The following is a 20,419-nucleotide window of genomic DNA, read 5'->3' as shown; positions in this document are numbered from 1 at the left end:
GGCTACTCACCGGCGTGACAATTTCCGGCTTTGTTAGAGCTGACGTCGCATCACATCGTGAGGGTGGGCTGGGGCGTACCGGACGTATCGGCCGGAACGGTGCTCTCCGGCTCCTTCCGCCCACGCGCCACGAGAACGCCGCCCGCCACCGCGAGCACGAAGCCCCCCGCCGCCGCACCGATCGGCAGCGTCGTGCCCACCATGCGCAGTTGCCCGCTGTCCCGCTTGGCCTGCCGCACCGCTTCCTTCTGCGTCCCGGTCGTGAACGAGACCTTCCGGCTGTCCAGCAGCACCGCCGCGTCCTTCTTCCCGCCCGGCGCCCGCAGGGTCCGCTTCGGTCCGGTCTGCGCGTAGATCACCCGGCCCGTCGCCTGGTCCACGACCAGCTCGAACCCGTGGTTGGAGTACCACTCCTCGGCCAGCACCTGCGGCCGGTTCGGCTGGTCGACGATGCTGCCGGGCACCATGCGCGTACCGGTCCTCGTCGGCGGCACGGAGCCGGTGAACTTGTAGCCCGTGTAGCCCTGGATCTTCGCGGTGCCCCGGTAGCGCAGCACGACCGTGTCGCCGAGGGTGTTGTCCCACCACCGGTAGGAGCGTTTCTGCACGTCGAAGGGGAACTTCAGATACGCCTCGCCCTCGATGTAGGGCTTCTCCCCGCAGCAGTGCACCGGCCGCGTGGTCTTCCGGTCCATCACCCAGCGGTGCGGCACGAAGTCCAGCGCGTCGTGCGGATCGGCGGCCGGCAGTGACGCGTCGGTGTCGACCGTGGTGGTCACGTCCCAGACGGCGTTGCCGCTGCGTTCGCTGTCCGCGACGTTGCCCCGCACCCGCTGGGTCACGGTGATCTTCCGGTCGGGCACCGTCTCGATCCGGTCAGTGTCGAAGACGCTGCCCCGGCCGGTGTAGACGGCGGTGGTGTCGATGTCGATCGGGTTCACCGCGGCACGCGGCTCGACGTACCAGGCGAGCAGCGGTGCCAGCACCAGCAGGAACGTGCCGAGACCCAGCAGGACCAGGGAAAAGGGAGAGGTTGTACGGCGCATCCGGGCACTCCAGTGGCTTGGGACGGCTCGACGTACGAGAGGACCGGCACGGCGGGAGACAGCGCGCGTGCGGTTGGGCCGGGAACCGTAGGCCGCTCTTGACGGGGTGTCAATGCTTGTCGAGACTGGGGCGCGACAGGCAGGGACGGGACGCCGGGGTGGGGAAAACCTCCGGACGACCTCCGGACGCATCCGGACAGAGAGGCTGACCCTGCGATGTCCAGACTGCTCGCTGCCGCGCTGACCGTCGCGCTCGCCGCCGCCCTCGCCGTGGGCGCCGCGCTGGGCGTGGTCGCGCTGCTCGAAGCCACACCCGACCAGCCGAACACGCCACTGATCACCTACGAGCGAGCCGGGCAGGGGAGCTGACCGTGACGGCCGCCCGCACCGCAGCCCTCACGGCACGCTCGGCCTGGCACGACGTACCGCGCTTCCAGGTGCGCCGGTTCGCCGCGATCGCCATGGCCGAGGCGCCCGCGCTCGCCGAGGAGATCCTCTGCGAGATCCAGCGCGAGTACCCGCATCTGCCCGTCGTCCTCGACGACTCCGGCGAGCCGATGGCCCTGGTCGGCATCCGCCGCGCCATCGAGGTCTTCGTGCAGCACCTGGAGCACTCGGAGGGACGCCCGACCGTCCCGCCCGGCGTCTTCCAGGACTTCGGCCGCGGCGAGGGCCTGAACGGCCGCTCCCTCGACTCCCTCCAGGCCATCTACCGCATGGGCGTACGCCTGGCCTGGCGCCGCTTCGCCGACATCGGCCAGCGCGTGGAGATCCCGCCCCCGGCGATGTACGAACTCGTCGACGCGGGCTACGAGTACCTGGACGGCCTGGTCGACCAGTCCGTACGCGGCTACGCCGAGGCCGCGGCCCGCCAGGCCGGCGAACGCCTGCGCCTGCAACGCCGCCTCATGGAACTCCTCCTCGCCGAGCACCACCGAGGCGACCCCGCCGAGGCCCTGACCGAACGCGCCGCCCGGATCGGCTGGCCCTTACCGGCGAAGGTCGCGGTGGGTGTCCTGCTCCGTCCGGCCCGCGAGGCGATGGCCCCGGCGGTCGGCCAGGGCGTCCTGCTCGACATGGAGTACGAGCAGCCCCGCATGGTCGTGCCCGAGCCGGACGCGGCGGGCCGCTCCGAGCTCATGCACCGGGCCCTGGCCGGCTGGTCCGGCGCGATCGGTCCGCCGGTCCCGCTCACCGACGCGGCGAAGTCGCTGCGCTGGGCGGAGGCGGCGGTCCGCCTGATGGAACGCAACCTCCTCCCCTCCGGCGAGGTCCTCTACTGCACCGAGCACACCGAGGCCCTGGTCCTCCTCCAGCCCGAGGAACTCATCGACGACCTGGCCCTGAGATGCCTGGCCCCCCTGACCCACTGCGGCCCCACCCACGGCCGCCGCCTCGCCGAAACCCTCCTGGCCTGGCTGGAAACCCGCGGCGGCGCCCCGGAGGTCGCCGCCCGCCTCGGCGTCCACCCCCAGACGGTCCGCTACCGCCTGCGCCAGATCCGCGAACTGTGGGGCGACGAGATCGACGACCCCGACCGCCGCTTCGAACTGGAACTGGTGCTGCGGGCACAGCGGCTGCGGGGGGAGCTGGGGGTGTCGCGGGGGCGGCGGTGACCCGGCCGGTGGCCGGCGATGGTCACCACCGCCCCGGTGTCACACCGCGGCCCGCTCCTTCGTCGCCGTCCGCGCGGAGGCGGGAGCGTCCAGGTGGACCACCACCGAGGTGTAGAAGCGGTCCACGGCGTCGTCGACACTGCGGATGAATCCGGACTCCGCGCTGCCGCGGCCGCTTCCCATGCCCTTGAAGAGGGACAGCCGGAAACCGGTGATGCTGGAGCCGTCCTTCGGCAGCAGATCCGCCGGCTCGGGACGCAGCCGTTCCAGCGTGCCCCTCGGGCCGCCCGTCTCGCCCGCCACGAGGGTCTCGACGTGCAGGTCCGCCGGAGCCTCGGCGAGACGACGGACCAGGCGCTTGGCCCAGGTCAGGGGATAGCCCTGCTCGGGTGCCGGGATCTCCACGGACGTGCGCAGCTTCGCGGTGCGCAGGTCCGCGCTGAGGGAGAGCAGCCCGGGTGCGTCCTCGACACGCAGCTCGGCCTGGAGCCGGCCCTCCAGGCACAGCCGGTCCGCCAGGCGGGCACGGCGGGCCCCGGGATCGGTGCCGCGCCGGGTGCGCTGGGCAGGTAGGACCTTCTGCCCGAGTTCGCCGCCGAGCCGCAGGCACACCTGCCGGATGAGCCGCTCCCAGCTCTCCACGACCTCCATGGCGCGCGGGTCGCCCTGGCAGAGGGTCTCGTCGTTGATTCCGTTGCGGACGGGCACCCACGCCGCGCCCATGTTCTGGAAGCCGTGGCAACCGGAGTTGTCGTGCTGGAGGTAGTGCAGCAGATCCTGGAGCAACCAGGTGCGCGCCGCGTTGCCGACGCCCTCGTGCCGGATCAGCATCTGGGCCTGGTGGGCCACTTCGGCCCACGACAGGTGCCAGAGCGCCACTTGATGCTTGCGCCGCCGGTCGATCTTCACGTCGACCAGTGGGCTGCCCTCCAGCGCCACGTCGTTCGACAGGGTGATCACGGCCTCGTAGCCGCGCCGGGCGGCGATGTCCATGTAGGCCTGCACCTGGTCGGATTTCAGGGGGTTGCCGTTGGTCTTGGTCTCGACGAGCGCCGTCCAGAGCTTGCCGGCGCGCTCGACGCGGATCACCCCGTCGGGGCGCCGGGGCGTGTCCCCGTGCGGCAGGGAGACCTCGGTGAACGTCTCCATGCGGCCGGACGGCGCACCGAACGGGGCGGTGATGCGCCTGCCGAACCGGGGCACCTGGGCCATCACCGACAGCAGCACCGACGTGGCCCGCGTCTCCCGGTCCCGGTCGTTCTTGAGCGCGGACACCGGAAAGAGCCGGGCCTGCCTCCAGGACTCGTTCTCCGCCAGGCTCTTCGCCGGGGCCCGGGGCGGTGTGACCTTCTTCTTCGCGGTCCGGGGCCGGGCCGTCCGCTTCTTGGCCGCGACCTCCTGCCCGGCCGGCGGGCGTGGTGCCGGAACCGCATCCAACGTCGTCTGCGGCGGAGCGCCGGGTGTGCTGACGGCGGGTTCCTGCGCCGCCTGGGGCCCGGACTCCGCCTCGTCGTCCTCGACGTCGACGCCGAAGTCCGTCGCCAGCCCCGCCAGCCCGCTCTCGTAGCCCTGCCCGACGGCCCGGAACTTCCACTCCTCGCCCCGCCGGTACAGCTCACCGAAGATGATCGCGCTCACCGGGCCGGCGTCCTCGATGACGAACCGGAGGAGGCTCTCGCCCACCGCGTCGGCCAGCGTCACCATCAGGTCGTCCAGTTCCCCGAAGCGCGCCCCCTCGTAGCGGCTCGCGGCCACGACGATGCGTTCCACCTCGGGCGGGACCGCGGTCAGGTCGAAGCTGATCCTGTCCTCGCTGCCGTCCCCCGTCGGCTCCTTGCCGAGCAGCTGCACGCTGCCGTCGGCGGCCACCGGGTTGTTGTAGAAGTAGAAGTCGGCGTCGCTGCGTACCTTGCCGTTCGAGTCCAGCAGCAGGACGGACACATCGGCGTCGCCCTCACCGGTCGTACTGGACCAGCCCAGACTCACGATCGCGGAGCCGACGTTCTCGCTCAGGGCCGTCAACGACACGTTCGAGCCCATGGTCATGTCACGCACAGAAATCCCCCCACCTCTGCGACACCTGTGACGTGTCGCACACGCGGCACTTTAATGTGCACACCACGTGCTTGTGGGGTGCTCGTGGGATTCCACCCGCCGGGACTCTGCCCATTGCCCGGACATACCTCTATGGCTAGCCTGTGTTCGTCATGCCGATCGCCTGTTGAAATCTCGAACACAGGCGCCTGAGATATATAGGGAGGGTGCCGGTCGTGGGACGCCTCGTACCAGCCGTGACCCGGGCTCTCGACATTCTCGAGCTCTTTCTCGACGGGGACGGGACGCTCTCCGCCCCCGACATCGTGCGCAAGCTCCAGCTTCCGCGCACCACCGTGCACGAGCTGGTGACCACGCTCGCCGCCCGGAAGTACATCGTTCCGATGCCCGGTCAGCCCGGACGCTACCGGCTCGGCGTACGCCCGTACCAGCTCGGTGCCCGCTACTCCGAGCAGCTCGACCTCGCGGCCGAGGGGCAGCAGGTCGCCCGGTCCGTCGCCGAGACCTGCGACGAGACCGTACACGTGGCGATCCTCGAGGACACGGACGTCATCTACATCGCCAAGGTCGACTCCACGCACGCCGTGCGGATGGTGTCGGCGGCCGGCCGCAGGCTGCCCGCCCACTGCACCTCCGTCGGCAAGATGCTGCTGGCCTCCCTTCCCGAGCCGGAGCTCGCCGCGCGCATCCCCGACAGCGCCCAGCTGGTCGCTATGACCCCCAACAGCATCACCGACCCGGGCGCCCTGCGCGAGGCCCTGGCCGAGATCCGTGAGCGGGGCCTCGCCGTGGAGAACCGCGAGTCCAACCCGGACGTGTCCTGCGTGGCCGCGCCGGTCCGCGACCGCACCGGGCAGGTCGTCGCCGCCCTGTCGATCTCCGTGCCCATGATCCGCTGGAGCGAGGAGCGCCGCGCCGAGCTGGAGCAGCTCGCCGCCAAGGGCGCCGCCGAGCTGTCCGAGCACCTCGGCCACCGGGGCATGGCGTGACGGCGCCGTACGAGGTCGCGGTGCGGGCCGAGGCCGAGCTCGGCGAGGGGCCCACCTGGGACGCGGCGGCCGGCCGGCTGCTGTGGATCGACATCCTCGGCTGCCGCCTGCACACGTACGACCCGGCCACCGGGCGTCGCGGCGTGCGCCGCACGGAACAGCACATCGGTGCCGTCAAGCCGCGCGCCGGCGGCGGGCTCGTGCTGAACCTGCGCGACGGGATCGGTCTCCTCGACCCCGACGGCGGCTTCCGCTGGCTCCACCACGAGCCCGTCCCCGGCCACCGTGCCAACGATGCCGCCGTCGCACCCGACGGCGCGCTGTGGGCGGGCACGATGCGCTACGACGAGGCGCCGGGGGGCGGGGCGCTGTCCCGCGTCACCGGGGACGGCACGGTCGATGTCGTGCTCGACGACGTGGCCGTCAGCAACGGCACGGGGTGGAGCCCCGACGGGCGGCTCATGTACTACATCGACTCCCCGACCCGGCGGGTCGACGTCTTCGACTACGCGGACGGGCGGATCTCCGGGCGGCGGACCCTCGCCGAGATCGAGGAGAGCGCGGGCTTCCCGGACGGGCTGACCGTGGACGCCGAAGGATGCGTGTGGGTCGCCCTGTGGCAGGGCTCGGCGGTGCGGCGGTACACACCCGACGGCGGGCTGGACCGGGTGATCGAGTTGCCGGTACCGCTGGTGACGGCCTGTGCGTTCGGTGGGGACGGGCTGACCGACCTCTACGTGACGACCGCTCGTGTGGGGCTGACGGAGCCGTCCGCACTGGCGGGATCCCTGTTCGTGGTGCCCGGCGCGGGAAAGGGACTGGCGCAGCCCCCGTTCGCCGGCTAGCCGAGTCCGGCCGCTTTCCGTTCCCCGGCCGTCAGCGGCGGCCCGCCCAGCCCCGGCTTCAGCGGGCCCACCGCCGCCGCCAGCAGCACCGACGGCATCAGCAGCACCCCCGCCCCCCGCTCCAGCGACGTCACATCCGTCACCCGGCGGGCGATGCGGCCGTTGCCCGTCGCCGTGTGCATCAGCCGGTCCACGTACGAGGTCACGAGCCGGTCCCGCAGCGTCGGGCCCTGCTCCGTCGCGCCGGGGTAGAACACGTCCTGGCCGATGGCCAGGTCCCAGGCCGCTCCGACCGGGCGGGAGACCGCCCTCTGAATCCGCCGGGACAGCCCCGGGGTGCCCCAGCCGTGACGCTCCACCGTGTCGCGCAGCAGCAGGGCGCTCTGCGCGGCGACGGCGAGGCCGTGCCCGTAGACCGGGTTGAACGCGGCGAGGGCGTCGCCGAGGACGGTGAAGCCGGAGGGCCACGCCGGCATGCGCTCGTAGAAGTGGCGGCGGTTGACGGTCGTGCGGGTGAACGACACCTCGGAGAGCGGTTCGGCCTGTTCGAGCAGGTCGCCGATGAGCGGGTGCCGCAGGTCCTCGCGGGCGAAGCGGACGAAGTCGTCGTCGTCCGGGGACGGCCGGCCGCCGCGCGTGCCGCACAGGGTGACGATCCACCGGCCTTCCTCGATGGGCAGCAGGAAGCCGGCCCGGCCGGGCCCGCCCTCGCGCCGGTCGGGCTGGATGTTGACGACGGGGAAGTCGTCGCGGGCCGCGGCGGGGGCGCGGTAGAGGCGGCTGGCGTAGGCGAGGCCCGCGTCCACCTCGCGCCGCTCGGCGAGGGGCAGGCCGAGACCGGTCAGCCAGTGCGCGGCCTGGGAGCCACGGCCCGAGGCGTCGACGACCAGGTCCGCGGCGAGGGTCCGCTCCGGGCCCACGTGGGGCCGGATGCGGACGCCCGTGACCGCGGTGCCCGTGCCGGTGAGGCCCACCGCCTCGGCACGCTCGACGAGTTCGACGCGCTCGTCGGCCAGGACCCGCGCGCGGACCGTCGCGTCGAGCAGGTCCCGGCCTGCCAGGATCACGTGGTGGGACTCGGCCCAGCGGCGGAACCAGCCCCGGGTCCCCAGGGCGACGACGTCCGTCGTGACGGGCCGCCGGTTCGCCCCGGCCTCCCGGAGTTCCCCGGTGAGCCCCGGCAGCAGTTCCTCCATGGCGCGTACCCCGCCCGACCACAGCATGTGGGCGTGCCGGGCCTGCGGCAGCCCCTTGCGGGGCCCGGGGGCGGCGGGCAGCGTGTCGCGCTCCACGACGACGACCCGGTCGGCGACGCCTGCCAGGGCGCGGGCCGCGAGCATGCCGGAGTGGGATCCCCCCAGGACGACGGCGGTTCTGGCGGGGGTGGTGCTGTCAGTCATGCGCGGGCGTTCTCTCTCCCGGGGGCGGCCGCGCGCGAGCGTACCGCCTCGATGTGGTCGCGGTGGCGCAGGGCTCGGGACACGGCCTGGATCTCCTGCAGCAGATAGGTGGTGTCGGGGCCGGACGGGGAGGCGGTGCTGTCACTGTGCGGGGCCCGCTCCCGGGCGGCGACGCCGTCCTGGATCGTCACGGCCGCGGCCAGGGCCTTCGCCCGGCCGGGCTCGAACCCGAGATCCAGGGCGGCCGCGTGGGACCGCTCCCGCAGGTCCTCGTCGAGGTGCCGGGCCAGCTGGAGGAGCACGTCGCGGATGTACGTCTCGCGGCGGATCAGGCGCAGTTCGCCGGTGGCGCGCGGGGTGAAGGGAGCGCCGCCGCCGACGTCGCGCAGCAGGAGGTAGAGGGGACGCAGGTGCCAGTGGGCGAGCCGGATGCGCCAGCGCTCGTGCAGGTACTGGCCGCCGTGCGGAATGATGAAGCCGATCGCGACCATGGTGGCCGACACGCAGGCGGCCGACGGGGCCAGGTAGGTGCTCAGCCAGTCCAGGTCGTGGCCGGTCAACCGGGCGGTGACGGCGGTGAGTTTGGCCGCGTCGAAGAGCAGGTTCGTGGCGTAGCCGACGCCGAGGAACCTCAGCCCCCAGCGCAGCCAGGCGTCGAGGCCGGCGGTGCGGACCCAGTTCCAGATCAGCCGGGCCGTGATCGAGCAGGCCACGGTGTGCGCGAGCAGGTAGAGCAGGATCTCCTCGCGCATGAAGGGCGTGTTCGCGTAGTACGTGTCGAGGTCCTGGCGGCGTTCCACGGGGACGTCCGCGAGCCAGAAGAGCACCCACAGGGCGACGACCACACCCGCGTAGGCGAGGACGACCCAGCGGGCGGCGCGGCGTGTGGAGGCCGAACGGTCGGACAGGCCGTTGCGCCAGGCGACGATCAGCAGCAGCCAGGACGCGCACAACGCGGTGAGCAGGGAGTACACCAGCGGCGCCGCGATGTTGGGCACGCCGGTGACGCGGTTGGTCCAGCCGATGACCGCCGGGGACGCGAAGACGAACACGGCGCAGGCGAACAGCAGCAGCCCGCCGACGGCCCGCAGCATCGGGTCCCGCCACATCTTCACCAGGCTGGGCAGCTTGATGACCAGCGCGACGGTCAGCGCCCCGATGGGCAGCCAGAAGGAGACGGAGAAGGTGTCGAGGACGTCCCGTGCCTGGATCACCGCGCGCCGCCTCCCCGGCCCCGGTAGCCCATCGACCGCCGCACCGGGTCGAGGGCCTGCTCGGTCTCGCGCCCGCGCGCGAGGGAGCCGTCCGCGAACGAGCGGAACGCGGCGGCCAGCCGGTGCCCGAACGCGTCGGCCTCGGCCTCGTCCCGCTGGCGCGAGCCGTCCCGGGCCGCCACGGTCAGCGGCACCGAAGCCCAGCCGGGCTCCTGGTCCAGGGCCCGGGCCGCCGCCGTACCGGCGACGTGGTGATGGCCGTGGCCCGCGTGCAGATGCCACAGCTCGTGCCCGAGGATGACCAGTTGCTGCACGGCCTCGGCCCGTTCCTCGACGATGACGAGGTCGAAGTCCTGGAACTCCACCCACAGCCCGGTCACTTCGATCTCGTCCGGGAAGCGCTCGAAGCGCAGCTCGACCGGCCGTCCGCCGCGCCGGCTGCTCATCTCCTCGCACAGCGCCCGGCACAACGACCGTACGTCGGTGGGCTGCAGGGGTCTTTCCCGGACCGCGGTGGCGAGCTCGGCGGCCAGGCCGCGCATGGCTGAGCCACTGCGTGAGCGCCTGAGCGCGGCGGTGACTCGGGCGGCCCTGGTCCGCGCGCCCGCGATGTCCATCGCTCCCCCTTCTCACCACCGGCCGACGGGCTTGGCAGCGCGTCCGAGACTACGCGCCCGAAAGTGTGCGCGTCATGCGATCCGACGTCCGATGTTCAACGGGTAACGACCGTTCCTGCACGGAAAGTCCTGACCGAAGTTGGGCCGGGCCATTGACGCGCAAGCGCTTCGAATTTACGGTCCCGTTCGAAGTAACGAGCACCATCCGAAATGCCGAACACATGACTCATCGATCGTAAGGGCAGGGCATGAGACGACCTGGCCTGAATCGCAGGCAGCTACTCGGCGGGCTCGGCGGACTCTTCGTCGCGAGCAGCTTCGGCTTCGCCGCACTCGGCACCGGAGCCGACGCACTCGCCTCCGATGCCAACACCCGCGTGCGCTACTGGAACCTCTTCAGCGGCGGCGACGGCTCCAACATGATCGCGATGCTGGACGCCTTCCGTGCGGCCAACCCGGACATCGCCGTGAAGGACTCCACCCTCCAGTGGGGCAGCCCCTTCTACACCAAGCTCGCCATGGCGGCAGCGGGCAACCGCGCACCCGACCTCGGCGTCATGCACCTGGGCCGGGTCACCGGCTTCTCACCGGGCCGCTTCCTGGACCCCTGGGACGTGGACCTGCTCGCCAAGTACGGCGTACGGGAAGCGGACTTCAACCCCGTGCTGTGGAAGCGCGCCGTCATCGACGGCAAGCTCTACGCCCTCCCGCTCGACATCCACGTCCAGCTCTGCTTCTACCGCAAGGACGTGCTGAAGAAGGCGGGGCTGCTCGGCGACGACGGCCGCATCGTGCCCGTCACCTCCGCCGACGAGTGGTTCGACGTGCTGAAGCAGGCGAAGCAGGCCACGGAGAAGGGGCTCCAGACCATCGGCATGTGGTCCAACGACCAGAACTTCCAGTGGTGGTTCTTCGTCGCCTTCTACACCCAGCTCGGCGGCACCTGGTTCAACGCCGCCAACACCGAGGTCACCTTCGACACCGGCAAGGCCACCCAGGTCCTGGAGTTCCTGCGCCGGCACATCACCGACGGGTACTCCAACCCGGGCTTCGCGGGCCTCGCCGGCGCCGAACAGTTCCTCAACGGCTCCCCCTTCGTCTGGGAGGGCAACTGGTCGGTGCCGGTCTACTCCGGGGCCGAGATCGACTACGGCGCCACCCCACTGCCGCCGGTCTTCGGCAGTCCGGCCACCCACGCCGAGTCGCATGCCTTCGTCCTGCCGCACCAGCCCGACCGCGGCGGCGCCACCAACGAGGCGGCCCACCGACTCGCCGCCTACGTCGTCCGGCATGCTCAGCAGTGGGCCGCCGGCGGCCACATCCCCGCGTACACGCCCACCCTGTCCACGGCCGCGTACAAGGAGCTGAACCCGCAGAGCGAGTACGTCTCCGCCATGGACCACCAGGCCACCGAGCCGAAGGTGTGGTTCGCGGGCTCCACCGGCATCCTGGCCCAGCGCGTCGGCCCCATCGTCGCCGCCTCCACGATGGGCTCCGCCAAGCCGGAGACCGCCGCCCGCCGGATGAAGGGCGCACTCACCCGACTGCTCGCCATGAAGAACCCCATGGACGGCAGAACAGCCGCAGAAGGAGGTGCGGCCGCGTGACGGCGACCAGCGCCCGGACCATCGCCGCACCCGCCCGCGCCAAGACCGCCGCCGACAGCGCCACCCCCCGCCGGGGGCAGGGCTTCCAGCACGGCGGCTGGTTCGTGGCCCCGTTCCTCGTCCTGTTCACGCTCTTCGTGATCTGGCCGCTGCTGCGCGGCGTCCACCTCAGCTTCACGGACGCCAACATCTCGGGCGAGGGCGCGAGCTTCGTCGGCCTCGACAACTACCGCGAGGCCCTCAACGACCCGTTGATGTGGGACTCACTCGGGCACAGCGCGTACTTCACGCTCCTGGTCGTCCCGAGCATCACGGTCCTCGCCTTCCTCCTCGCGATGCTCGCCCACCACATCGAGCGCGGCAAGTGGCTGTGGCGGCTGTGCTTCTTCGCCCCGTTCCTGCTGCCGTCCACCGTCGCGGCCAACCTGTGGCAGTGGCTCTTCAACCCCGGCACAGGAATGATCAACCACGTCTTCGGCCTCGAGACGCCGTGGCTGGCCGACAAGTCGTACGCGATGCTCGCCATCGTCATCCAGACCCTGTGGTGGACGGTCGGCTTCAGCTTCCTGCTCTACCTCGCCGCGCTCCAGGGCATCCCCGGCCACCTCTACGAGGCCGCCAGGCTGGACGGCGCGAACGCCTGGCACCGCATGGTCCACATCACCCTGCCGATGCTGCGCAACATCACCGGCCTCGTCGTCGCCCTCCAGATCCTCGCCTCGCTCCAGGTCTTCGACCAGGCCGTCGTGATGATGGACTTCCTCCCTGGACCCGAGGGATCGACCCGCACGTTCGTGCAGTACACCCTCGAAGAGGGCTTCACCAGCTACCGCGTGGGCTACGCCTCCGCGATCTCCGTCATCTTCTTCGTGATCATCGCGGCCGTCGCCCTCGCCCGGATGTGGCTGCTGCGCAACCGTGAGGAGGCCGCCCGATGACCACCGCCGTCCCGGTGAGGGCCCGCAGGGCGTGGACCCCCAGCCAGATCATCCTGACCCTGCTCGGCACCGCCGTCTCGGTCGTCTTCCTGGCCCCCTTCGCCTGGGGCCTGTTCACCTCCCTCAAGTCCGAGACCGAAGCCGTCCAGGTCCCGCCGCACTGGCTCCCCGAGGACTGGACGGGCCAGGCCTGGACGGCCCTCTTCGAGACCGGCAACATCACCAACTGGTTCGTCAACTCCGTGGTCGTCTCCGTCTGCGTGACGTCCGTGGTGCTGCTCGTGAGCGCCCTCGCCGGATACGGCTTCGCCCGCACCGAGTTCCGCGGCAAGAAGCCCCTGATGGGCCTGGTCATGGCCGGGCTGATGATCTCGCCCGCCGTCCTCGGCGTGCCGCTCTTCACCACCGTGCAGCAGATGGGCATGGTCGACACCTACTGGGGCATGATCCTGCCGCAGTGCGCGCCCGCGGCGATGGTCTACATCCTCTACAAGTTCTTCCAGGGCATCCCGCGGGAGCTGGAGGAGGCCGCCTTCATCGACGGGGCGGGCCGCTGGCGGGTCTTCTTCACCATCGTCCTGCCGCTCTCCCGCCCCTCCCTCGCCGCCGTCGGCATCTTCACCTTCATCGCCTCGTGGAACAACTTCCTCTGGCCGTACATGGTGACCAACAACCCCGACCTGATGACCATGCCGAACGGCATCGCGACCGTCATGAACTCCTACGGCATCCAGTGGGCCCAGCTCATGGCCGGCGGTCTCATGGCGGGCCTGCCGCTGATCATCGTGTTCGTCTTCTTCCAGCGCCAGATCGTGGCGGGCGTCGCCCACACGGGCTTGGCAGGGCAGTAGAAGAGCTCCCGAAGGGGCGCGGGGAACTGCGCGAACAACCCCCACGACCCGCAGCCGCCATACGACAGAACCACCCACCCCGAAAGGCGAACATGCACACCGCCCGCTTCACCCTCGACCCCGCTTTCACGGTCGGCGAGGTCAACCCTCGCCTCTTCGGCAGCTTCGTGGAACACCTCGGCCGCTGCGTCTACACCGGCGTCTTCGAACCGGACCACCCCTCCGCCGACGACCAGGGCCTGCGCCAGGACGTCCTGGAACTCGTCAGGGAGCTCGGCGTCACAGCCGTCCGCTACCCCGGCGGCAACTTCGTCTCCGGCTACAAGTGGGAGGACTCCGTCGGCCCCGCCGAGGCCCGCCCCCGCCGCCTCGACCTCGCCTGGCACTCGACGGAGTCCAACCGCTTCGGCCTCTCCGAGTACATCGGCTTCCTGCGCAAGATCGGCCCCCAGGCCGAGCCGATGATGGCCGTCAACCTCGGCACGCGCGGGGTCGCCGAGGCCCTCGAACTCCAGGAGTACGCCAACCACACCGCCGGCACCGCACTGTCCGACCTGCGCGCCTCCCACGGCGACAAGGACCCCTTCGGCATCCGGCTGTGGTGCCTCGGCAACGAGATGGACGGCCCCTGGCAGACCGGCCACAAGACAGCCGGGGAATACGGACGCCTCGCCGCCGAGACGGCCCGGGCCATGCGCCAGATGGACCCCGGTGTCGAACTCGTCGCCTGCGGCTCCTCCAGCCAGTCCATGCCGACCTTCGCCGAGTGGGAGGCGACGGTCCTCGAGGAGACGTACGACCTCGTCGACTACATCTCGCTGCACGCCTACTACTGGCCCGAGGACGGCGACCTCGACTCCTTCCTCGCCTCCGCCGTCGACATGGAGTCCTTCATCGACAACGTCGTCGCGACCGCCGACCACGTCGGCGCCCGGCTGAAGTCGAAGAAGCGGATCAACCTCTCCTTCGACGAGTGGAACGTCTGGTACCTGCCCGAGTGGGAGGCCCGCGCCAAGACCTTCGAGCAGGACGACTGGCCCGAGGCCCCGCGCCTGCTGGAGGACAACTACAGCGTGCTGGACGCGGTCGTCTTCGGCTCGCTCCTCATCGCCCTGCTCCGGCACGCCGACCGCGTCACGGTCGCCTGCCTGGCCCAGCTCGTCAACGTCATCGCGCCGATCATGACCGAGCCCGGCGGCCCGGCCTGGCGGCAGACCACGTTCTTCCCGTTCGCACAGGCGGCACGGTACGGCCGCGGCCGGGTCCTGGACGTCCGCGTGGACTCCCCGACGTACGAGACCAGGAAGTACGGCGAGACCGACCTGCTGCACGCCACCGCCGTGCGCGCCGAGGACGGCACCGTCACCGTCTTCGCGGTCAACCGCAGCCGCACCGGCGCCCTGCCCCTCGAAGTCGCCCTGAGCGGCCTCGGCCTGACGCGGGTCGTCGAGCACAGCGCCCTCGCGGACGCCGACCCCGACGCCCGCAACACCCTCGACGACCCCGAGCGGGTCGCCCCCCACCCCGTCGACGGCACGGCTCTCCAGGACGGCACGCTGAGCGCCGCCCTGGAGCCGATGTCCTGGAACGTGATCCGGCTGGCGTGACAGCCGCCGGTCAGCGTTCGATGTGCAGCCGGGCGGCCGAGGACGCCGCGGTCGAGGTCGTCCCGACCGCCCAGTAGCCGTCCGAACCCGGCACCTTCGCCAGGGCGTTCATGACGACGGGGGTGGTGGCGACCGGCCCCCGCTCGCTCACCCAGGCCGTGCCGTCCCAGCGCAGGTAGTGGGCCCGGGTCTGGTCCCAGAAGTCCCAGCCGGCGATCCGGTCGGGCCGCCCCCGGGCGTCGGCGACGATCCCGTTGAGCATGCCGACACCGAACGGTTCGGCGACGCCCTGCCAGGTGCTGCCGTCGCCGTGCAGAAGCAGGACGCCGGGGGGCTTGCCGACCGGGCCGCCCACACCGTAGTCGTAGCCGACCAGCCACAGGTCGTCGTCGGCGACCGGCAGCAGCCCGGTGAGGCTCGCGCGGATGCCCTGGTAGGCGGGCAGTTCGGCCCAGGCCGAGCCGTTCCAGCGGGCCACGATGCCGACGCCGTACAGCCAGACGTCGCCGCGCGGGGTGAGCTGGACACCCGAGGGCGTGGCCGTGGGGGCGCTCGGTGGTGCGGGGAGCCAGGTGAAGGTGCCGCCGTCGTGGTGCAGCAGCAGTTGGCCCTCGGAGGTGCGCCCGGAGAACCATGCTCCGCTGCCCGGGTCGACCGCGACGCCGGTGAGAGAGGTGCCGGACCGGCCCCGGCCGGGGAAGTCGGTCTCCCGCCAGGTTCCTCCGTCCCACGCGAGCAGGTGGGTGACGCCGGCCGCGTCGGTGCCGATCGCCCACGCCGAGCGGGCGCACGTCCCGGCGACGGAGTGCAGGTAGCCGCGGAAGCCCAGCTGGCCGAGGCCGGTCCGCGTCCATGCCGTGCCGTCCCACACCAGGGCCAGTGGGGAGCCGAGGGCGCTTCCGCTGCGGCCCTCCTCACCCACGGCCCACGCCAGGCCGTCCCCGGCGGCGGCGACGTCCCGCAACTGGGCGGCCGGTGTGCCGTCCGGTGCGGTCACGGCCTGCCACGCACGGGCCGCGCCGGCCGCCCGGCCGGGCGCAGCCGCGGCCGGCCTCCCGAGCGCCGGGGCGAGTCCCAGACCCGCCCCGGCACCGGCTAATCCGCTGATGAACCGCCGTCTGTGCACAAGAGTCCCCTCCCTGTCGCCGGCCTGAAGGGTCAACACGGTGACCCACCGTGCCGGAGAAGGCAATGCACGAGGACGGCTCGATCCGGTCACACCTGCTGGACGGGCACTCCTCCGGCGGCGGCGCCCAGCAGCGTCAGCCGCACCTCTCCCGGCCCGGACGGTGTGGTCCCGTCCGACAGCACCGCCAGCGCCAGTGTGTTGGCACCCCGTGTGCGCAGGATCCCGTTGGGCAGCACGAAGGTGTGCTGCGGGCCCACGTCGTTGATGTACTGGCCCATGTTCCAGCCGTTGAGGAAGATCTGGACGCGGTAGGCCCGGCCCGGGTCGTCGTCGAGGAAGAGTCCGATCGAGGCGTCGACGCCGGGGGCGACGTCCAGCCGGAAGTCCGTCCGGTACCAGGTGACGCCCTGCCGCCGGTCGGACCGGGGCAGTTCGGCGTCCTTCCAGTCCTCGTCGTCGTGCTCGGGCAGATGCCAGCCCTCGCGCTCCCCGTGCAGCCCGCCGTTGTTCATCGGCCCGCGCACGGGGTCCGGCGCGGAGGCGCCCTGGACACGCCACTTCACCTCGGGGGCGCCGCCCTCGAAGGTGACGGCCGTCAGCCCGCGCGCGGCCTTGTGCGTGTCGCGCGCATCGCCGTCCATGTCGTGCTGCATCCGCCGGACCAGCACGGACAGCACATGCCGCTCCCGGCGCCGCTCACGGGACCCGTCCCGCAGCTCCTCCGGCAGGTCGAAGGTGGCCTTCGCGCTCCACGTCCCCTGCCGGGCCCGGTCCTCGTCCGGGACCGGCATCCGGTGCGTGCCCAGCGGCTCGCCGTCCAGCCAGGCCATCAGCAGACCCTGCGTGCCCGTGCTGTAGGCGAGGGACACGGACTCGACGCCGCCGGTGTCCGTCCACTCGCCCCGGTACCAGACGTCGCCGTAGTGGAAGCCGTAGTCGTCGGCGAACAGGACGGGCTGCCCGTCGGGCACGGGCGTGGTGCTGAAGGTCGTCTCCTTGTCGGCCGTCGTCCAGTCCGAGTCGTCGAAGTCCGGCTCGGCCTCCGGGTTCCCGGACCGCCGCCGCCAGCCGTCCAGCGCGGGCAGGGCCGGCCGGGTCACACCGGGCAGCGGCCGCAGCGCCAGCAGGCTGCCGGAGGCACTGATCCGCGTGGGGACCGGGCGCCCGTTCCAGGTGACGTGGGTGATCCCGCGCGGCCCCCACACCTCCAGGCCGGTCGCCCCGGTGGTGTCGCCGGTGAGATGGACCGTGGAGCCGCGCAGCTCGGCCGAGCGCAGCAGGGCGGGGCCGTAGACGAGGAGCTGGCCGGACGGGGTCTCCCAGGGCCACAGCCGCACGGCGGTGGCGTCGTCGGCGAACAGCACCAGCATCGGCGTGTCCACGCCGTCGCCCTCGACTCTCACCCGGCTCAGTCCGCCGGCGCCGAGCGGGGCGGTGATGTTCAGTTTGCCGAGGTTGTACGCCCAGGCGGGCTCCGCGTCCAGCCGCATGGGTGTCGGCTCGTCCGCGCACTCCAGGACGACCTGGGCCATCTCGCCCCGGCGGCCCGCGAACACGGCGATGTCCTGCCGTCCGGCGGTCAGGCTCACCATGGGCTGCACGGTGGAGTGCACCAGAGTCCGCTTCCCGAGCCTCAGACCGGCGGCGATCAGCTTGGCGTCCCGGGCCGGGACGGTGACCGGCACGTCGATACCGGCGTCCGGCAGCGTCGCGGAGACCGCCTCGCCGGTGTCGTTGCGCAGGACGTAGAAGTGGGCCCCGGTGTCGGGGTTGGTCAGGTGGTAGACCTTGATCCGCTCGTCGGCCGCCCGCACGGACTTCGCCCGGTCCAGCTTGGCGAGGTCGGGCACGGACCGCAGCAACTGCCCGATCTGGTGCATCGGGGCGAGCTTCGGGGTGGGGTTGCGGGCCTCGTCGAACGCGGCGCCGTAGTCGTGCGAGGTGTAGACGGTCGGTGCGGGCAGCCAGCCCCAGGAGGTGCCGCCGTACGTCATGTAGACGTTGTGCAGTGTGATGCCGTTGGCGAGGTTGGTCAGGTAGAAGCGCCGCTCGTACGCCGCGTCCCGGGTCCGGCGGGCCTCGGCGTACCCCTTGCCGCCGAACGGGGCCCCGCCCCACGGGTCGAACCAGCCCCCGCCGGCCTCGGGCATGAACCCGGGCGTCCGCGGGCTGGCCGTCGCCCCGCCCTTCGCGCCGCCGGTGCCGAAGGCTCCCCAGTCCGGCGGCACCCGGTCCGGCTCCGGATACCCGTCGAACCCGTACAGCCAGCGCCCCTTCTCCCCGCCGGTGCCGAACGACCCCGGGACCCAGTGGCCGTTGCGCCCCTTGTCGTTGTGGAACAGCGGTACGTCGATGCCGTCGGCCCGGACCTTCTCGTACAGGTACGACATGTAGGCGCGCCCGGACGGCTCGTCGGCGTGCGCGTCGTACTCGTTCTCGATCTGGTAGAGCAGGACCGTGCCCGTGCCCCGCGTGAACAGGTGCCCCGCGACGATGGCGTTGACGGCGGTCAGCCACTCGTCGACATAGCGCAGGTACGTCGGGTCGGAGGTCCGGGCGCGGCCCTCGGTGGCGGTCAGCCAGCCGGGGAAGCCGCCGGCGTCGACCTCCGCGTCGATGTACGGCCCGGGCCGCAGGATCACGTACATCCCCGTCTCGGCGGCCGTCCGCAGGAACAGGTCCAGGTCGCGCACGCCGTTGAAGTCGTACCGGCCGGGCGCGGGGGAGTGGTGGTTCCAGGCGACGTACACGCTGACGGCGTTGTAGCCGTGGGCACGCATCTTCTCCAGCACGTCCCGCCACAGCGACGGGCTCGGCAGCCGGAAGGGGTGCATCTCGCCCGACCAGAGCACCAGGCGACGGCCGTCGACCACCAGCGAGTAGTGGTCGAAGCCGATCTCGTGCGGTCTGCCGTCCGTGCTCGGCACCGGTGGCGGCGGGCCGGTGGGCGCGGGGCGTGCCGGGTTGGCGGAGGTCGGCGACCCGCTGCCGGTCAGCGCGAAGCCGAGCGCCGCGGTGCCGGCCAGAGCGTGGAAGGTACGCCTGCTGAGCTCCAAGGGAGCGCCTCCTGTTGTGCCGTGCGGTGCGTGTGCTTGTCGTTCGGGGTGCGTGTGTTCGCTGTGTTGTGTGGTGCGTGTGCCTCAATGTCTACAGGGTGACGGCGACCATGGTCCTATGAGGATCTCGGCACGTGCGGACCACGCGCTGCGAGGGGTCGTGGAGCCGGCCGTCCGGCAGGGGGAAGGGCCGGTCACGGCGGAGGCCGTCGCCACCGCGCAGGACATCCCCCACGGGTTCCTGGCGGGGATCCCCGGCGATCAGCGGCGCGGCGGTGTCGTCGCCGGCCTCGCGGCGGGGGCGCTGCCGGAGCCGGTCGGGCGGCCGGCGGTGGAACCGGCGGCCCGGGAGAACCTCCGAGGGGCGGCGGCCGTGCGCGGCGCTGTGCGTGGTCCTCATTCCGTCCTCGGGATGTCCTCGGGGTGTCCTCGGTCTGACGCACTGGTGCAACGCACCTTATGTGCCTGCCGGTACCCGGGTGAATTCCCGCCAGTGTGAATGGCCGGACAGCGACCTGGCCGACCTCTTCAGGCCTGCGTACGATGCGACCGCTCCCGCTCTTCACATCTCCTTCATGGGATGCTCACAGGCGGGGGTGCATGTGCTGTCGCTTTGACATGCCCATGCTCATGCCGATGTTCGCGGACTGATCCACCCCCCACGAACGGATGGGAGAACCATGGCCGGTGGCCTGCTTCTGAGCGGCGCGATCGCCGCGCTCCTCACCAGCGCACTTCCCGCGCAATCCCCGTCCTCCGGGTTCGACGACCCGCCCCCGGACAAGATCATCATCAAGGTCGCCACGGTGAACGGCTCCGGTTGCCCGCAGGGCACGGCGGCGGTCGCCGTCTCCGAGGACAACACGGCGTTCACGGTGACCTACAGCGACTACCTCGCCCAGGCCGGCGGGAACTCCGACCCGACCGCGTTCCGCAGGAACTGCCAGCTCAGTCTGGTCGTTCACGTCCCCGGCGGCTTCACCTACGCCATCGCGAGCGCGGACTACCGGGGCTTCGCCGCCCTCCAGCGCGGCGCGAGCGCCTCCCAGCGGGCCTCGTACTACTTCCAGGGCTCGCCCAGCACGGTCTACAAGAACCACCCCTTCAGCGGCCCCCTCAACGACAACTGGTCGGCCACCGACGAGACGGACTGGGCCCAACTGGTCTACGCACCCTGCGGAGTCCAGCGCAACTTCAACATCAACACCGAGCTCCGGGTCAACGCCGGCACCCAGTCGGCCGACAAGGTCAGCTTCATGACGATGGACTCCACGGACGGGGACATCAGCACGGTGTACCACCTGGCGTGGAAGGAGTGCCCGAAGAAGTCGTGACGGGGTGAGGGGCGGCCCGCCGACCGGCGGGTCGCCCCTCACAAGGTGTTCCGGACACCCCTAGGGCCTGTCGTTTGGATCAGACCGCGGACGCGGGGTCTGGCACGCGCCTCTG

17 protein-coding genes are annotated in these 20,419 nt (G+C 71.7%); 9 read left to right on the top strand and 8 right to left on the bottom strand.

Annotation, left to right across the window (positions count from 1 at the left end; all coding sequences use genetic code 11):
• Positions 1 to 50 precede the first annotated feature (50 nt).
• Positions 51 to 1,046: a DUF3068 domain-containing protein gene (locus ACFU3E_RS21220; RefSeq protein ID WP_384160273.1), complete on the bottom strand. Its 996-nt coding sequence runs from the start codon at positions 1,044 to 1,046 to the stop codon at positions 51 to 53.
• A 216-nt stretch (positions 1,047 to 1,262) separates the two neighbouring features.
• Between ACFU3E_RS21220 and ACFU3E_RS21215 the strand changes: the two genes are divergently transcribed.
• Together ACFU3E_RS21215 and ACFU3E_RS21210 are read left to right on the top strand one after the other, a co-directional pair.
• Complete coding sequence (locus ACFU3E_RS21215) at positions 1,263 to 1,415, top strand: hypothetical protein (protein ID WP_298572590.1); 153 nt, start codon at positions 1,263 to 1,265, stop codon at positions 1,413 to 1,415.
• 2 nt (positions 1,416 to 1,417) lie between these two features.
• Positions 1,418 to 2,662: a helix-turn-helix domain-containing protein gene (locus ACFU3E_RS21210; RefSeq protein WP_384160270.1), complete on the top strand. Its 1,245-nt coding sequence runs from the start codon at positions 1,418 to 1,420 to the stop codon at positions 2,660 to 2,662.
• Positions 2,663 to 2,701: 39 nt separating this feature from the next.
• Here the strand turns inward: ACFU3E_RS21210 and ACFU3E_RS21205 are convergent, their stop codons facing one another.
• Complete coding sequence (locus ACFU3E_RS21205; protein ID WP_384160449.1) at positions 2,702 to 4,708, bottom strand: TerD family protein; 2,007 nt, start codon at positions 4,706 to 4,708, stop codon at positions 2,702 to 2,704.
• Between the two features lie 224 nt (positions 4,709 to 4,932).
• Here ACFU3E_RS21205 and ACFU3E_RS21200 point away from each other — a divergent pair, with 224 nt between their 5' ends.
• Both ACFU3E_RS21200 and ACFU3E_RS21195 read left to right on the top strand, forming a co-directional pair.
• The gene (locus ACFU3E_RS21200) at positions 4,933 to 5,706 is read left to right on the top strand and encodes an IclR family transcriptional regulator (protein WP_384160267.1); all 774 of its coding nucleotides are present in this window, start codon (positions 4,933 to 4,935) and stop codon (positions 5,704 to 5,706) included.
• Positions 5,703 to 6,551 (top strand): SMP-30/gluconolactonase/LRE family protein, encoded by an 849-nt coding sequence (locus tag ACFU3E_RS21195; protein WP_384160265.1) that lies wholly within the window; start codon positions 5,703 to 5,705, stop codon positions 6,549 to 6,551. Before ACFU3E_RS21200 ends, ACFU3E_RS21195 begins: the two co-directional genes overlap by 4 nt.
• Here ACFU3E_RS21195 and ACFU3E_RS21190 read toward each other — a convergent pair.
• Genes ACFU3E_RS21190 through ACFU3E_RS21180 form a run of 3 tightly spaced genes read right to left on the bottom strand, consistent with a single transcriptional unit; the run spans position 6,548 to position 9,782 of the window.
• Positions 6,548 to 7,951 carry an FAD-dependent oxidoreductase gene (locus tag ACFU3E_RS21190; protein ID WP_384160262.1) on the bottom strand — a complete coding sequence of 468 codons (1,404 nt, stop codon included), beginning with the start codon at positions 7,949 to 7,951 and terminating at the stop codon, positions 6,548 to 6,550. The genes ACFU3E_RS21195 and ACFU3E_RS21190 overlap by 4 nt on opposite strands.
• The gene (locus tag ACFU3E_RS21185) at positions 7,948 to 9,165 is read right to left on the bottom strand and encodes an MAB_1171c family putative transporter (protein WP_384160259.1); all 1,218 of its coding nucleotides are present in this window, start codon (positions 9,163 to 9,165) and stop codon (positions 7,948 to 7,950) included. Before ACFU3E_RS21185 ends, ACFU3E_RS21190 begins: the two co-directional genes overlap by 4 nt.
• Complete coding sequence (locus ACFU3E_RS21180; RefSeq protein ID WP_384160256.1) at positions 9,162 to 9,782, bottom strand: toxin-antitoxin system, toxin component family protein; 621 nt, start codon at positions 9,780 to 9,782, stop codon at positions 9,162 to 9,164. The genes ACFU3E_RS21185 and ACFU3E_RS21180 overlap by 4 nt, the downstream gene beginning before the upstream one ends.
• Positions 9,783 to 10,030: 248 nt before the next feature.
• On the opposite strand from ACFU3E_RS21180, the gene ACFU3E_RS21175 reads away from it, so the two are divergent.
• From ACFU3E_RS21175 to ACFU3E_RS21160, 4 genes are all read left to right on the top strand, one after another.
• A complete protein-coding gene (locus tag ACFU3E_RS21175) occupies positions 10,031 to 11,389 on the top strand; it encodes an extracellular solute-binding protein (protein WP_384160253.1) in 1,359 nt (452 codons plus the stop codon).
• Entirely contained in the window at positions 11,386 to 12,327 is a 942-nt protein-coding gene (locus tag ACFU3E_RS21170; RefSeq protein ID WP_384160250.1) for a carbohydrate ABC transporter permease, read from the top strand. Before ACFU3E_RS21175 ends, ACFU3E_RS21170 begins: the two co-directional genes overlap by 4 nt.
• Positions 12,324 to 13,178, top strand: coding sequence for a carbohydrate ABC transporter permease (locus ACFU3E_RS21165; RefSeq protein WP_384160248.1), 855 nt, complete (start codon positions 12,324 to 12,326; stop codon positions 13,176 to 13,178). The genes ACFU3E_RS21170 and ACFU3E_RS21165 overlap by 4 nt, the downstream gene beginning before the upstream one ends.
• Before the next feature lie 92 nt (positions 13,179 to 13,270).
• The gene (locus ACFU3E_RS21160; RefSeq protein WP_384160244.1) at positions 13,271 to 14,785 is read left to right on the top strand and encodes an alpha-N-arabinofuranosidase; all 1,515 of its coding nucleotides are present in this window, start codon (positions 13,271 to 13,273) and stop codon (positions 14,783 to 14,785) included.
• 10 nt (positions 14,786 to 14,795) lie between these two features.
• On the opposite strand, the gene ACFU3E_RS21155 is transcribed toward ACFU3E_RS21160, so the two are convergent.
• From ACFU3E_RS21155 to ACFU3E_RS21145, 3 genes are all read right to left on the bottom strand, one after another.
• Positions 14,796 to 15,782: a hypothetical protein gene (locus ACFU3E_RS21155; RefSeq protein WP_384160241.1), complete on the bottom strand. Its 987-nt coding sequence runs from the start codon at positions 15,780 to 15,782 to the stop codon at positions 14,796 to 14,798.
• A 218-nt stretch (positions 15,783 to 16,000) separates the two neighbouring features.
• A complete protein-coding gene (locus ACFU3E_RS21150) occupies positions 16,001 to 18,970 on the bottom strand; it encodes a beta-galactosidase (protein ID WP_384160238.1) in 2,970 nt (989 codons plus the stop codon).
• A gap of 91 nt (positions 18,971 to 19,061) precedes the next feature.
• Positions 19,062 to 19,370, bottom strand: coding sequence for a hypothetical protein (locus tag ACFU3E_RS21145; RefSeq protein ID WP_384160235.1), 309 nt, complete (start codon positions 19,368 to 19,370; stop codon positions 19,062 to 19,064).
• Between the two features lie 280 nt (positions 19,371 to 19,650).
• On the opposite strand from ACFU3E_RS21145, the gene ACFU3E_RS21140 reads away from it, so the two are divergent.
• Positions 19,651 to 20,304 (top strand): DUF4360 domain-containing protein, encoded by a 654-nt coding sequence (locus tag ACFU3E_RS21140; RefSeq protein ID WP_384160233.1) that lies wholly within the window; start codon positions 19,651 to 19,653, stop codon positions 20,302 to 20,304.
• Positions 20,305 to 20,419 lie beyond the last annotated feature (115 nt).

This window comes from Streptomyces sp. NPDC057424 (genome assembly GCF_042803315.1).
In the GTDB taxonomy this organism is placed as follows: Bacteria; Actinomycetota; Actinomycetes; order Streptomycetales; family Streptomycetaceae; genus Streptomyces.
The sequence above is the reverse complement of the archived record's forward strand: the minus strand, read 5'-3'. Positions and strand labels throughout refer to the sequence as shown.